At 52.3% G+C, this 12,912-nt stretch carries 10 protein-coding genes; all 10 read left to right on the top strand.

What is annotated here, in order from left to right:
* The first annotated feature begins 272 nt into the window (after positions 1-272).
* Positions 273-2,087 carry a phosphogluconate dehydratase gene (gene edd / locus D568_RS0109325; RefSeq protein WP_020209331.1) on the top strand — a complete coding sequence of 605 codons (1,815 nt, stop codon included), beginning with the start codon at positions 273-275 and terminating at the stop codon, positions 2,085-2,087.
* A gap of 48 nt (positions 2,088-2,135) precedes the next feature.
* Positions 2,136-3,611: a glucose-6-phosphate dehydrogenase gene (zwf, locus tag D568_RS0109330; RefSeq protein ID WP_020209332.1), complete on the top strand. Its 1,476-nt coding sequence runs from the start codon at positions 2,136-2,138 to the stop codon at positions 3,609-3,611.
* Positions 3,611-4,318: a 6-phosphogluconolactonase gene (gene pgl, locus D568_RS0109335; protein WP_020209333.1), complete on the top strand. Its 708-nt coding sequence runs from the start codon at positions 3,611-3,613 to the stop codon at positions 4,316-4,318. Before zwf ends, pgl begins: the two co-directional genes overlap by 1 nt.
* Positions 4,319-4,358: 40 nt before the next feature.
* Complete coding sequence (locus tag D568_RS0109340; protein WP_020209334.1) at positions 4,359-4,991, top strand: bifunctional 4-hydroxy-2-oxoglutarate aldolase/2-dehydro-3-deoxy-phosphogluconate aldolase; 633 nt, start codon at positions 4,359-4,361, stop codon at positions 4,989-4,991.
* Between the two features lie 75 nt (positions 4,992-5,066).
* Positions 5,067-6,077 (top strand): type I glyceraldehyde-3-phosphate dehydrogenase, encoded by a 1,011-nt coding sequence (gene gap, locus D568_RS0109345; protein WP_020209335.1) that lies wholly within the window; start codon positions 5,067-5,069, stop codon positions 6,075-6,077.
* 16 nt (positions 6,078-6,093) lie between these two features.
* The gene (pyk, locus tag D568_RS0109350) at positions 6,094-7,530 is read left to right on the top strand and encodes a pyruvate kinase (RefSeq protein ID WP_020209336.1); all 1,437 of its coding nucleotides are present in this window, start codon (positions 6,094-6,096) and stop codon (positions 7,528-7,530) included.
* A 121-nt stretch (positions 7,531-7,651) separates the two neighbouring features.
* The gene (locus D568_RS0109355; protein WP_020209337.1) at positions 7,652-8,476 is read left to right on the top strand and encodes a M23 family metallopeptidase; all 825 of its coding nucleotides are present in this window, start codon (positions 7,652-7,654) and stop codon (positions 8,474-8,476) included.
* A gap of 120 nt (positions 8,477-8,596) precedes the next feature.
* On the top strand, positions 8,597-8,794 hold the full coding sequence (locus tag D568_RS0109360) for a Trm112 family protein (RefSeq protein ID WP_020209338.1): 198 nt from the start codon (positions 8,597-8,599) through the stop codon (positions 8,792-8,794).
* A gap of 62 nt (positions 8,795-8,856) precedes the next feature.
* Positions 8,857-11,457 carry an alanine--tRNA ligase gene (alaS, locus tag D568_RS0109365; protein WP_020209339.1) on the top strand — a complete coding sequence of 867 codons (2,601 nt, stop codon included), beginning with the start codon at positions 8,857-8,859 and terminating at the stop codon, positions 11,455-11,457.
* Positions 11,458-11,602: 145 nt separating this feature from the next.
* On the top strand, positions 11,603-12,838 hold the full coding sequence (locus tag D568_RS0109370) for an aspartate kinase (protein WP_020209340.1): 1,236 nt from the start codon (positions 11,603-11,605) through the stop codon (positions 12,836-12,838).
* Positions 12,839-12,912 lie beyond the last annotated feature (74 nt).

The raw sequence follows: 12,912 nt of genomic DNA on the forward strand, positions 1-12,912 counted from the left end.
AGCGCCTCGCAAAGCGATACCGCGGCACCGCCCAGTGCCGGGGTGTCGTTTTATTGTTTTTGTGCCGATGATTTTTTCGGCCGATAACAAGATAGAGAAAGTCTAAGGCGTTATAAACGTCTGGCCATATTAGAGCGAAAAGCCCCATGGCCTCCATGCACATTGCATGGACTTTAGGAGAGAGTGACACACTACAGCCACACAAACGGCCTAGATTGGGACAACCAGCTCACCGTTTGTATTTCTGAGCATACTGGATCAGTGGTAACGAAATGACCGATAGCAAAATTGCTGCAATTACCGACCGAATAATCGAGAAAAGCCGTGCAACCCGCGAGGCGTACTTGGACAAAGTCGAGCGCGGGCGCTCTAATGGCCCCGCCCGTAAACGTTTGTCCTGCGGTAACCTGGCCCATGGCTTTGCCGCCTGTGGATCATCGGATAAAGAAGCCCTGGCTGAGGGCGATGCGCCTAACCTGGGCATTGTCTCGGCATACAACGAAATGCTTTCGGCCCACGAGCCGTACCACACTTATCCGGATTTGATTAAAAAGGCCGCCCATAGTGTGGGCATGACCGCCCAGTTTGCCGGCGGTGTTCCGGCCATGTGTGACGGCGTTACGCAGGGCCGCGATGGTATGGATTTGTCGCTGTTTTCCCGCGATGTAATTGCCATGTCTACCGCTATTGCTCTATCGCACGACATGTTTGATGGTGCGCTGTGTCTGGGCATCTGCGATAAGATTGTTCCCGGTTTAACCATCGGTGCTTTATCGTTTGGTCAATTGCCCATTATTTTTGTACCAGCCGGACCAATGACCCCGGGGTTGCCCAATGCGGAAAAAGTCCGGGTACGCCAATTGTTTGCCGAGGGCAAGGTGGGGCGTAAAGAGCTGCTGGAGGCCGAAAGCGCCTCGTACCACAGTGCAGGCACCTGTACTTTCTACGGTACTGCCAACTCCAATCAGATGCTGATGGAGATTATGGGGCTGCACCTGCCCGGTAGCTCGTTTGTGAATCCAGGTACGCCGCTTCGCGATGCGCTCACTGAAGAGGCCGTCAAACAGCTCGCTAGCATCACCAGCCACGGCAATTACACACCCATGGCTGAAGTGGTGGATGAAAAAGCCGTGGTTAACGGCATGGTGGGTTTGTTGGCGACGGGCGGCTCGACCAACCACGCCATTCACCTGATGGCCATGGCGCGTGCTGCGGGTGTGGTGGTTGACTGGCGCGACCTGTCAGAGCTGTCCGATGCTGTGCCTTTGATGTGCCGTATCTACCCCAACGGACTGGCGGATATTAACCGCTTCCAGGCCGTGGGTGGCATGGGGTATTTAATGCGAGAGCTGCGCGATGCCGGTATTTTGCACAACGATGTAAAAACAGTGATGGGCGAGGGTGGGTTAGACCCCTACACCAAAGAGCCCTTCTTGGAAGACGACAAGCTGGTATGGCGCGATGCGCCGAAAGATAGCTTGGATGACGGTGTGCTTCGCCCAGCGAAAGCGGCGTTCAGCCCTACCGGTGGAATGAAGTTGCTGACGGGCAACCTGGGCCGCTGTGTGATTAAAGTGTCGGCCGTTAAGCCAGAACACCGTCACGTAAAAGCCCCTGCCATCGTGTTCCATACGCAAGAAGCGCTGCAACAGGCGTTTAAAGCCGGTGAGCTGGATAAAGATTTTGTGGCGGTTGTGCGCTTTCAGGGGCCAAAGGCTTGCGGTATGCCTGAACTGCACAAGCTGACCCCGCCGCTTGGTGTGCTGCAAGACCGTGGTTACAAGGTGGCTTTGGTGACGGATGGTCGAATGTCAGGTGCCTCCGGTAAAATTCCGGCCGCCATTCACCTGACTCCAGAAGCCCTGGATAAAGGCCCCATTGGCTTGGTACGCGATGGCGACATTGTTGAGGTGGATGCCGAGAACGGCGTGTTGCAAGTGCACGTTGACGATGCCGAATTACAGGCTCGGGAACATGCTGAGTGCGATCTTTCGCCAAGCCAGGAAGGTATGGGCAGAGAGTTGTTTGCGCCTCTGCGTCAAACTGTAGGCTCGGCCGAAGAAGGCGCCACAGTTTTCCGTTGGTAATTATTAGCGATACAAGCGTAAAAAATTTAGAACGAGTGGGATTTATAGATGCAAAAGCCTTTTGATTTTGTCATTTTTGGGGGCGCGGGTGATCTGGCTCTGCGCAAATTGATTCCGGCTTGGTACCGCGCTTACCGCGAGGGGCAAATGCCCAAGGGGTCGCGGATTTTCGGTACCGTGCGTCGTCAAGAACAGGCTGAAGGCTACCGCGAAATGGTTCGTGAAGCCGCTTACAGTTATCTGCGCGATGATGAAATCGATAACGATACTTGGAAAGAGTTTGAAGCATGCGTTCACGGCGTGTTCATTAATATTACCGAGTTGGATGAGCACTGGCACTCGCTGGCCAAGACATTGAAAGAGGGCAACGAAGAGCGGGTGTTTTATATGGCAACGCCGCCCGCCGTTTTTTCTGAGTGCTGCAAAAACATTCATGAGTCGGGCATGATTACTCCGACATCGCGTGTAGTGGTAGAAAAGCCGTTGGGCTACGATGCCAAGTCGGCCGATTCTATTAACGCCGAAATTGCTCAGTACTTTGAAGAGAATGCCATCTTCCGCATTGACCATTACCTAGGCAAAGAAACAGTGCAGAACTTATTGGCTCTGCGTTTTACTAACTGCGTTTTCGAGCACCTCTGGGATGCCAAGTCCATTGACCACGTTGAAATCAGTATTTCTGAGACCGTGGGTTTGGAAGGTCGCGCCAGCTTCTACGACGATGCCGGTGCTTTACGGGATATGGTGCAAAACCACCTGATGCAGCTGTTATGCCTGGTGGCCATGGAGCCGCCAAGCAAGTTAAATGCTGACAGTATCCGTACCGAGAAATTGAAAGTTCTGGACGCGTTACGCCCGCTGGTGGGTGATGACGTAGCCAAAAATACCGTTCGTGGTCAGTATGTAGCTGGTGAAATGGGCGGAAAAGAAGTGCCGGGTTATTTGGACGAGCTGGGTAAAGACAGTAACACCGAAACCTTTGTGGCGATCCGCGCGCACATTGATAACTGGCGTTGGTCTAACGTGCCATTTTATCTGCGCACCGGTAAACGCTTAAAGCAGCGCTGTGCTGAGATTATTATCCAGTACAAAACGCCTACACACCATATATACCCAGATTCTGCCGGCCCAATGATTCCTAACCGTCTGGTGATCCAGTTGCAGCCAGATGAGCGAGTGCAGTTAATTGTAACTTCGAACAATTTAGAAAAGCACGACGCCGAGCTGGTGCCTGGGGTAATGGATTTAAGCCTGACCGACCGCTATGAAAAATTTTACTCTGACGCCTACAAACGTCTGATGCTGGATGCGGCGGCTAATAACCCGGCGCTGTTTATTCATCGTAATGAAGTGGATGCCGCCTGGAATTGGATTGACCCTATTATTGAAGCTTGGCAGCGCCCCGAGAACAAACCTAAACCTTACGCATCCGGTAGCTGGGGGCCAGAAGCCTCTGAGGAGCTGCTGCGCACTGATGGCAGTGCCTGGTATAACGCGGGTGACAACATATTAGGAGAATGCTAATGGCTGTTGAAGAACGCTTTTTTGATTCTCGTGAAGCGATGATCGATGCCGTCTTTGAACACAGCATCGGCGCACTGAAAGACGCCATTGAAAAAGGCGAGGGTGCCAGCTTTTTGGTGTCTGGTGGTAGCTCGCCGGCTCCCATTTATAAGCGTTTGTCGGAGGCAGACTTGGATTGGAGCGAAATCCAGGTGGCACTGGTGGATGAGCGCTGGGTTGATTTTGATCACGACAAAAGCAATGAAGCTTTTATTGTAAAAACCTTGCTTCAGAATGACGCCGCCAATGCAAAATTGATCGGCATGAAAAATTCCAGCGATTCGGCTAAGTCCGGACTGGCACAGTGTGAGGCGGCATATCAGACACTGCCGTCGCCCTTTGATGTCACTGTGTTGGGGATGGGGCCCGACGGTCACACCGCGTCGTTATTTCCTCATGCCGAAGGCTTGTCTGAAGCACTGGAAACCAAAAATCTTTGCAGTGCAATTACCGCGATTAAAAGTGAAGTAACCGGTGATTGTACTGAGCGTATGACGCTGTCGTTAACGGGCATTGTAAACTCGCGTCATGTGCTGCTTTTAATTTCCGGCGAAGAAAAGTTAGCTACCTACCGTGAAGCGCTAGAGGGGAACGATGTTGCCGCTATGCCAGTGCGGGCGGTGTTGCATCAAGAAGAAGTACCGGTAACCGTTTATTGGGCTCCTTAAGAGCCTAACGCTTTAAACATTTGAATGTGAGGACAGATACGTGGGTATATCCATTGATGAGATATTAAAAGTCGCACCGGTTGTGCCGGTGATGGTGATTGAAAACTTGGAAGACGCCGTTCCTTTGGCGCGTGCGCTTTATAACGGTGGTCTGAAAGTACTGGAAATTACCCTGCGTACTCCTGTTGCTCTGGATGCGATTAAAGCGATGGTGGCGGAACTGCCTGAAGACGCCGTAATCGGCTCAGGCACCGTAGTGACCCCTGAAGATTTGCAGGCGTCGGTAGACGCTGGTGCTAAATTTATGGTGAGCCCGGGCACTACGCCTGCGCTGATAGAAGCGGCAAAAACATCTCCGGTACCTCTGTTGCCGGGAATTGCCACACCGTCTGAAGCTATGAATTTATACACCCAAGGCTTTACCCACCTGAAGTTTTTCCCAGCAGAGGCGGCCGGTGGCGTTGCCATGGTGAAATCAATAGGTGGTCCGTTGCCGCAAATTACCTTTTGCCCCACCGGCGGTATTAATTTAGAAAAAGCGCCGACTTATCTGGCTCTGCCTAACGTTGCATGCGTGGGTGGTACCTGGATGGCGCCTAAAAACCTGATTGCGGAAAAAAAGTGGGACGAAATTGAAACCCTTGCCCGTCAGGCGGCCAGTCTTGAGCGTTAAGCCGGGACTTTAATTTACGAGTGAGTTAGCAATTGCTGGTAGAACCGGCAACGTCAATAGACAGGAGAGAAACAAATGACCATTAAAGTAGCTATTAACGGTTACGGACGAATTGGCCGCAATGTGCTGCGTGCATTGTATGAATCTGGCTACCGCGATCGCATCCAAGTGGTGGCGGTAAACGATTTGGGTGATGCTGAGCTGAACGCCCACCTGACAAAATACGATTCTGTACACGGCCGTTTCCCTGGCGAAGTATCTGTTAATGGCGACAAAATGATCGTTAACGGCGATGAAATTCAAATCACTGCAGAGCGCAATCCAGCCGATTTGCCTTGGGGCAAGCTGGGTGTGGACGTGGTTTACGAATGTACAGGTATTTTTACCAGCCGTGAAAAAGCCAAGTCTCATTTAGAAGCGGGTGCCAAAAAGGTAATTATTTCTGCTCCCGGTACCGATGTTGATGCAACCGTAGTGTACGGCGTCAATAACGATGTGCTGAAAGCGTCTGATGAAATCATTTCTAATGCCTCTTGTACTACTAACTGTCTGGCGCCGGTAGCGAAAGTACTGAACGACAAGTTTGGTATTGAGCAAGGCTCTATGACCACCATTCACGCTTACACTAACGATCAGCACTTGAGCGATGTGTTTCATAAAGACATCTATCGCGCTCGCTCGGCGACCCAGTCAATGATTCCTACTTCTACCGGTGCTGCCCGCGCGGTGGGTTTGGTATTGCCTGAGCTGAATGGCAAGCTGGACGGTATGTCGGTTCGTGTACCCACCATCAACGTTTCTTTGGTCGACTTGAATATCCTGGTAAAACAAGATGTGACCGTTGAGCAAATTAACGCGGCCATGAAAGAGGCTGCTGAAAAAGAAATGCCTGGTGTATTGGTGTACAACGATGAGCCTTTGGTTTCTATCGATTTTAACCATCATCCAGCGTCTTCAAACTTTGACTCTAAGCAAACCAAGGTAATGGGTGGTCGCTGGGTGAAAGTGATGTCCTGGTATGACAACGAGTGGGGTTTTTCAAACCGCATGCTGGATAACACCATCGCACTGATGAACGCCAAGTAAGATAAGAGAGAGAGCTATGTTACGCCGTACCAAAATCGTCAGTACGCTGGGCCCGGCATCCGAGTCTGAAGAAGTTCTGGAAAAGCTCATTCTCGCCGGCGTTAATGTCGTGCGCTTGAACTTTTCTCACGGCTCGCCGGAAGATCACAAAAATCGCGCCGAGGCGGTTCGCCGCCTGGCGGCCAAGCACGACCGCTTTGTCGCTGTGCTGGGTGACTTGCAGGGACCAAAAATTCGCATTGCGCGTTTTGCTGATGGTCCGATCAAGTTGGCCATTGGTGACAAGTTTATTCTGGACGCCTCACTGGAGCGCGACGCAGGTAATCAAGAGCGTGTAGGCATCGACTACAAAGAGTTGCCGCAGGATTGTAAAGCTGGTGACAAACTGTTGCTGGACGATGGCCGCGTGGTGCTGGATGTTGATAAAATTGAAGGCACGCAGGTGTTCTGTACTACCAGTGTGGCGGGACCTTTGTCGAACAACAAAGGCATTAACCGTCAGGGTGGTGGTTTGTCTGCACCGGCACTGACCGAAAAAGATCTGGCTGATATTAAAACCGCTGCCGAAATTGGCGTTGACTATCTGGCGGTTTCTTTCCCGCGCAGCGCCGATGATATGAACCAGGCTCGCAAACTGTTGCATGAGGCTGGTGGTACGGCCGGTTTGGTTTCTAAAATTGAGCGCGCTGAAGCCGTTGCCGATGATGAAACTCTGGATTCCATTATTGAAGCCAGTGATGCCGTAATGGTTGCTCGCGGCGATCTCGGTGTTGAGATTGGCGATGAAGAGCTGATTGGGGTGCAAAAACGCATTATTACTCGCGCCCGTGCACAAAACCGCACCGTTATTACTGCGACGCAAATGATGGAGTCGATGATTAACTCGCCTCTGCCAACTCGCGCCGAAGTGTTCGATGTAGCTAACGCGGTACTGGACGGTACCGATGCGGTGATGCTGTCAGCGGAAACTGCGGCCGGTAATTTCCCGGTGGAAACCGTGCAAGCCATGGCTCGCGTCATTGTCGGTGCTGAAAAGCATCCGCAAGCGAACCGTGAGAACTACCGTGTCGATGAAGAGTTTGGTTCAATCGATCAGTCAATTGCCTTGGCCACTATGTACACCGCTAACCATTTGGCGGGTGTAAAGGCTATTATCGCATTGACTGAGTCTGGTACTACGCCTCGCTTAATGTCTCGCGTGGGTTCTCAGTTACCTATTTTTGCTTTCTCACGTTATATTGAAACTCAGCGCCGTGTAGCTCTTTACCGAGGTGTGCAGCCTGTGCCTTTTGATACAGACGAAGTGCCAAGCAAAAAAGATTACACTCGTGCGATCGAGATTCTGAAAGATTGCGGTGTGTTAGCTGATGGTGATTTAGTGATATTGACGGCGGGTGATAGCAACCAGCTGGGTGGTACCAACACCATGAAAGTATTGCGTGTAGGCGACTGAGTTCGTCAGCTACGCAGGAAAAACGGCAGCTTCGGCTGCCGTTTTTTTATGGGCAAATGCTAAGATGCGCAGATGTTGACGATAATGGCACGCCGTGCAAAGCGGGCTCTGGAGATGAGACATGAAGTTATCGGGTTGGATAGTATTGATTGCACTGACTTGTTCCCCTTGCGCATGGTCAGAGCCCGGTTCTCCGTTGCAAGAGATAAAAGGCCGGTGGCAGCAGGGCAGCATTCTGCGCGGTAAAGTGCAGGCCGGTACCCAGATCGAATTTCAGGGTAAAAAGGTACCGGTGGGCGATCACGGTGAATTCGTGCTTGGCTTAGGCCGCGATGCCGACGCAGAGGTCGAGCTTGTGCTTAAAGGGCCGGAGGGCGAGTGGCGTCACGTTTATGCCGTTGAGAAACGCGAATATAACATCCAGCGAATTGAAGGTGTGCCACAGAAAACCGTAACTCCCTCCGCCGAGCAGCAGGCGCGAACCCGTAAAGAGGCCGCTCGAGTGTGGCAAGCTCGTCAAACTCTGCGCAGCGCAACCGATTTTATGCAGGACTTTAAATGGCCACTGATTGGCCCCATTACCGGAGTCTATGGTTCGCAACGTATTTATAATGGTGAGCCTCGCTCACCCCATTATGGGGTTGATATTGCCGCGCCTACGGGCACAGCTGTGCAGGCTCCTGCGGCAGGTGAGGTCATTTTGGTTGAGCCGGATCTGTTCTACTCGGGTGGCACCTTAATTATTGACCACGGCCAAGGCTTATCATCGACGTTTATTCATTTATCTAAAATACTGGTGGGGTTGGGAGATAACGTATCGCAGGGCGATATGATTGCCGAAGTCGGTGCCAGTGGCCGTGCTACAGGGCCTCATTTGGACTGGCGGATGAACTGGTTAGGAGAGCGGGTAGACCCCACCAGTTTAGTCGGCCCTATGCCGCAGTAAGCTCAATCCGGCAGCTCGCTGGAATGCATGGTTTTCCCTCAGGCAGGCAGCAAGACACAAGCGCGCGAGGGGTGTAAACTAACGCCCCTTTAATTTATCGCAACCCTTAGGTAGTGAGCAATGATAGACAAAAAGCTGCTGGCGATTCTGGCGTGCCCGGTGAGTAAAGGCGAGCTTGAATATCATCAAGAGACCTCGGAGCTGGTGTGTTACAGCAGTGGCCTGGCGTACCCGGTAAAAGACGGTATTCCGGTGATGCTTGAGTCCGAGGCCCGCCGCCTGAGCGATGAAGAAAAACAGGCACACAAAAACCGCTGATTCTGCTCGCCTGCAGGAATCCGCACGCAACCGATTGACGAAAGTGATCCGACGGAAATTTTATGAAAAGCGCTGAAATTCGCGATGCCTTTTTAAACTACTTTAAATCAGAAGGGCACACCATTGTGCCGTCCAGCTCTCTGGTACCGGGTGATGACCCAACCCTGCTGTTTACCAACGCGGGGATGAACCAGTTTAAAGATGTCTTTTTGGGCAGCGACAAGCGCGCTTACAGTCGCGCCACAAGCTCGCAGCGCTGTGTGCGCGCCGGTGGTAAACACAACGACCTGGAAAATGTTGGTTACACCGCGCGTCATCACACCTTCTTTGAAATGCTGGGTAATTTCAGTTTTGGCGACTATTTTAAACGCGACGCCATTAAATTTGCCTGGAAGTTCCTTACCGAGGTATTGGGCCTGCCACCTGAACGACTTTGGGTGACTGTGCATATTTCTGACGACGAAGCCGCGGAGATCTGGCAAAAAGAAATGGGTGTTAGCCCCGAGCGCTTTTCCCGCTTGGATGAAGACAACTTCTGGCAAATGGGCGATACTGGTCCCTGTGGCCCCAGCTCTGAGATTTTTTACGATCACGGTGAAGACGTACCGGGTGGACCACCCGGCAGCGAGAATGACGACCTGGATCGTTATATCGAAATCTGGAACCTGGTGTTTATGCAGTACGAGCGCCAGAGCGATGGTGAGCTAAAACCGCTGCCCAACCCTTCTATTGATACAGGGATGGGGTTAGAGCGTATCGCTGCGGTAATGCAGGGCGTGCACAACAACTACGACATTGACCTGTTTCAGCACCTGCTCAAGGCTGCTGCGACTGCGACAGGCTCCTCCGATTTAGAGCATAAATCCCTGCGGGTTATTGCCGATCACATTCGCTCCAGCGCATTTTTAATCAGCGACGGGGTGTTGCCATCGAACGAAGGTCGGGGTTATGTGTTGCGCCGGATTATTCGCCGCGCTATTCGTCACGGCCACAAGCTGGGCCAAAAAGACGCGTTTTTCAGCACTTTAGTCGAGGCACTGGCGCAGGTAATGGGCGATGCGTACCCAGAGCTTAACGAGCGTAAAGCGCAAATTGCCAAAGTCCTGCTGGCCGAAGAAGAACAGTTCGCCAAAACCCTGGATAAAGGAATGGGGGTTTTGGAAGAGGCACTGGCCGATCTAAAAGGCCAGGAAATTCCTGGTGAAGTTGTTTTTACCCTGTACGACACCTATGGCTTCCCCGTGGACTTAACCGCGGATATCGCTCGTGAGCGCGACTTGACCATTGACCAGGCCGGTTACGATGCGGCTATGGAAGCTCAGCGCCAGCGCGCTCGTGCCGCCGGTAACTTTAAAGTGGATTACACCCAGGCCTCATTGGACGTTGCCGCTACCGAATTTACAGGCTACAGCGATTTGAGCGGCACCAGTCAGGTATTGGCACTGCTGCGCGATGGCGCTGAGGTTAAAGAACTTCACGAGGGTGAAGAGGCCGCCGTGGTTCTGAATCGCACACCGTTTTATGCAGAGTCTGGTGGCCAGGCAGGCGACAGCGGTTACCTGGAGGCTGAGGGGCTGCGCTTTGAAGTGCGTGATTGCATCAAGCAGGGCACTAACTTCTTACATCTAGGCCGTTTACTGCACGGCAACTTAAAGCAAGGTGCCGAGGTTTCCGGTCAGGTAAACAGCGATGTGCGCCAAGCTACGGCCTTGAACCATTCGGCGACGCATTTATTACACGCTGCGCTTCGTTCGGTACTCGGGGAGCACGTGACACAAAAAGGCTCTTTGGTGGACTCTGAACGCCTGCGCTTTGATTTCTCCCACTTCGAGCCCGTTAGCCGTGAGCAGCTTAAAACCATAGAGAATATGGTGAACGAGCAAGTGTTGGCCAATACGCCGGTGACCACTGAGCTGTGCGATATGGACACTGCTAAAGCCAAAGGGGCGATGGCGCTGTTCGGTGAAAAATACGGTGAGCAGGTGCGCGTGTTGAGCATGGGGACCGATAATTTCTCGGTGGAGTTGTGCGGCGGTACCCACGTTAAGCGTACAGGCGATATTGGCTTACTGCGGATCACCAGTGAATCGGGTATTGCTTCGGGCGTACGCCGTATTGAAGCGATCACCGGTAAAACGGCCTTGGCGGCTTTTGATACTGCTGAGGCTCGCCTCGGTCAGGCTGCGGCATTAATAAAGGCCAGCCCGGAAAATCTGGTAGAGAAACTGGAGCAGCTGACGGCCCAAAGCCGCAAGCTGGAGAAAGACCTTGCCGCGCTGAAAACTAAGCTCGCCACGGCGGGCAGTCGAGATTTGGCTGCCGAAGCGGTAGATGTGAATGGATTGAAAGTGCTGGCGGTTAAGCTTGAAGGTGCCGATGCTAAATCGCTGCGCGACAGCGCCGATCAGCTGAAGAACAAGCTGGGAAGCGCGGTGGTGCTTCTGGCAGCGGAAGACAACGGCAAAGTGGCCCTGGTGGCCGGTGTCACCAAAGACGCGACGGGCAAAGTAAAAGCGGGTGATCTGATGCGCTACATTGCTGAGCAAGTGGGTGGTAAAGGTGGCGGTCGACCCGATATGGCCCAGGGAGGCGGTACCGATTTAGCGGCAGTGGACGGTGCTTTGGCTTCTGTTGTGCCCTGGGTAGAAAGCCAGCTGGGATAACTGGCTTGCTTCTGTAAAAAATTGTTTTTGCGGTTTAAAAACTGATTAACTTTTGCCAGTTTATCGTGTTTAATTGCCGCTTTTTTGAGCCCTGCGTTGGGCTTCGTGCGTCGAAATGACGATAAGTGTGAGGGATAGGCCGGGAATGAGCTTATTGGTACAAAAATACGGTGGTACCTCGGTAGGTACTGTCGAGCGAATTGAAGCGGTAGCCGATAAAGTTGCCGGTTTCAGAGCCCAAGGGCACGACATGGTGATTGTGGTATCCGCCATGAGCGGCGAAACCAATCGCCTGATCGCCCTGGCAAAAGACATTCAGGACACCCCGGACGCTCGGGAGATGGATGTTTTGGTGTCTACCGGCGAGCAAGTGACTATCGCATTGCTGTGCATGGCCCTGAAAAAGCGCGGTTGTGATGCCCGTTCTTATACGGGGGGGCAAGTGCGCATCCTCACAGATAGCTCTCATACCAAAGCGCGAATTCAAGAGATTGATGAAGCTAATATGCGCGCCGATTTAGACGCAGGGCGCGTTGTGGTCGTGGCGGGCTTTCAGGGAGTTGATGAAAACGGCAATATCACTACCTTGGGCCGCGGTGGCTCTGATACCACGGGCGTGGCCTTGGCAGCGGCGCTAAAAGCGGACGAATGTCAGATCTATACCGACGTTGACGGCGTATACACTACCGACCCGAGGGTCGTCGACAAGGCGCGTCGGCTGGAAAAAATCACCTTTGAAGAAATGCTGGAAATGGCCAGCCTGGGCTCTAAGGTATTACAGATTCGCTCGGTGGAATTTGCCGGTAAATACAATGTACCCCTGCGGGTGCTGTCCAGCTTTAAAGACGGCCCCGGCACTTTGATTACCCTCGATGAGGAAGACAGCACTATGGAACAGCCCGTCGTTTCCGGGATCGCGTTTAATCGCGATGAAGCCAAAATCACCCTGGCCGGCATACCCGATACCCCCGGTATCGCTTCAAAAATATTGGCGCCTGTGGGCAAAGCTAATGTTGAAGTGGATGTGATTGTGCAAAACGTTGGCGCTGATAACACCACTGACTTAACTTTCACGGTAAATCGCGGCGATATGAATAAAACCGTCGATCTATTGTCCAACGTGGTGAAAGAGATTGGTGCCCGTGAAGTGATCAGTGATGACGCTATTGCTAAAGTATCTATTGTTGGTGTCGGCATGCGCTCACACGCAGGCGTTGCATCAACTATGTTTACTGCATTGGCAGAAGAGGGCATCAACATTCAGATGATCACTACTTCTGAAATTAAGATTTCGGTGATTATCAGCGAAAAATATTTAGAGCTTGCTGTGCGTACCTTGCACAGTGCGTTTGGCCTGGACGCCGAACCTGCGCAGGTTTGAGTAGAGTCTTACTCGTTGCGCAACAATAAGGTCGGATGATCTTGGGTTTGAAAAAACCTGAAAAATATTTGGGG

The organism is Gilvimarinus chinensis DSM 19667, assembly GCF_000377745.1.
GTDB classification, from domain to species: domain Bacteria; phylum Pseudomonadota; class Gammaproteobacteria; order Pseudomonadales; family Cellvibrionaceae; genus Gilvimarinus; species Gilvimarinus chinensis.

Excerpts from the sequence above, each read along its gene's own strand:
- zwf (WP_020209332.1), top strand. The coding sequence starts at position 2,136 with ATGCAAAAGCCTTTTGATTTTGTCATTTTTGGGGGCGCGGGTGATCTG.
- D568_RS0109360 (WP_020209338.1), top strand. The coding sequence starts at position 8,597 with ATGATAGACAAAAAGCTGCTGGCGATTCTGGCGTGCCCGGTGAGTAAA.
- pyk (WP_020209336.1), top strand. The coding sequence starts at position 6,094 with ATGTTACGCCGTACCAAAATCGTCAGTACGCTGGGCCCGGCATCCGAG.
- gap (WP_020209335.1), top strand. The coding sequence starts at position 5,067 with ATGACCATTAAAGTAGCTATTAACGGTTACGGACGAATTGGCCGCAAT.
- D568_RS0109355 (WP_020209337.1), top strand. The coding sequence starts at position 7,652 with ATGAAGTTATCGGGTTGGATAGTATTGATTGCACTGACTTGTTCCCCT.
- alaS (WP_020209339.1), top strand. The coding sequence starts at position 8,857 with ATGAAAAGCGCTGAAATTCGCGATGCCTTTTTAAACTACTTTAAATCA.
- pgl (WP_020209333.1), top strand. The coding sequence starts at position 3,611 with ATGGCTGTTGAAGAACGCTTTTTTGATTCTCGTGAAGCGATGATCGAT.
- D568_RS0109370 (WP_020209340.1), top strand. The coding sequence starts at position 11,603 with ATGAGCTTATTGGTACAAAAATACGGTGGTACCTCGGTAGGTACTGTC.
- edd (WP_020209331.1), top strand. The coding sequence starts at position 273 with ATGACCGATAGCAAAATTGCTGCAATTACCGACCGAATAATCGAGAAA.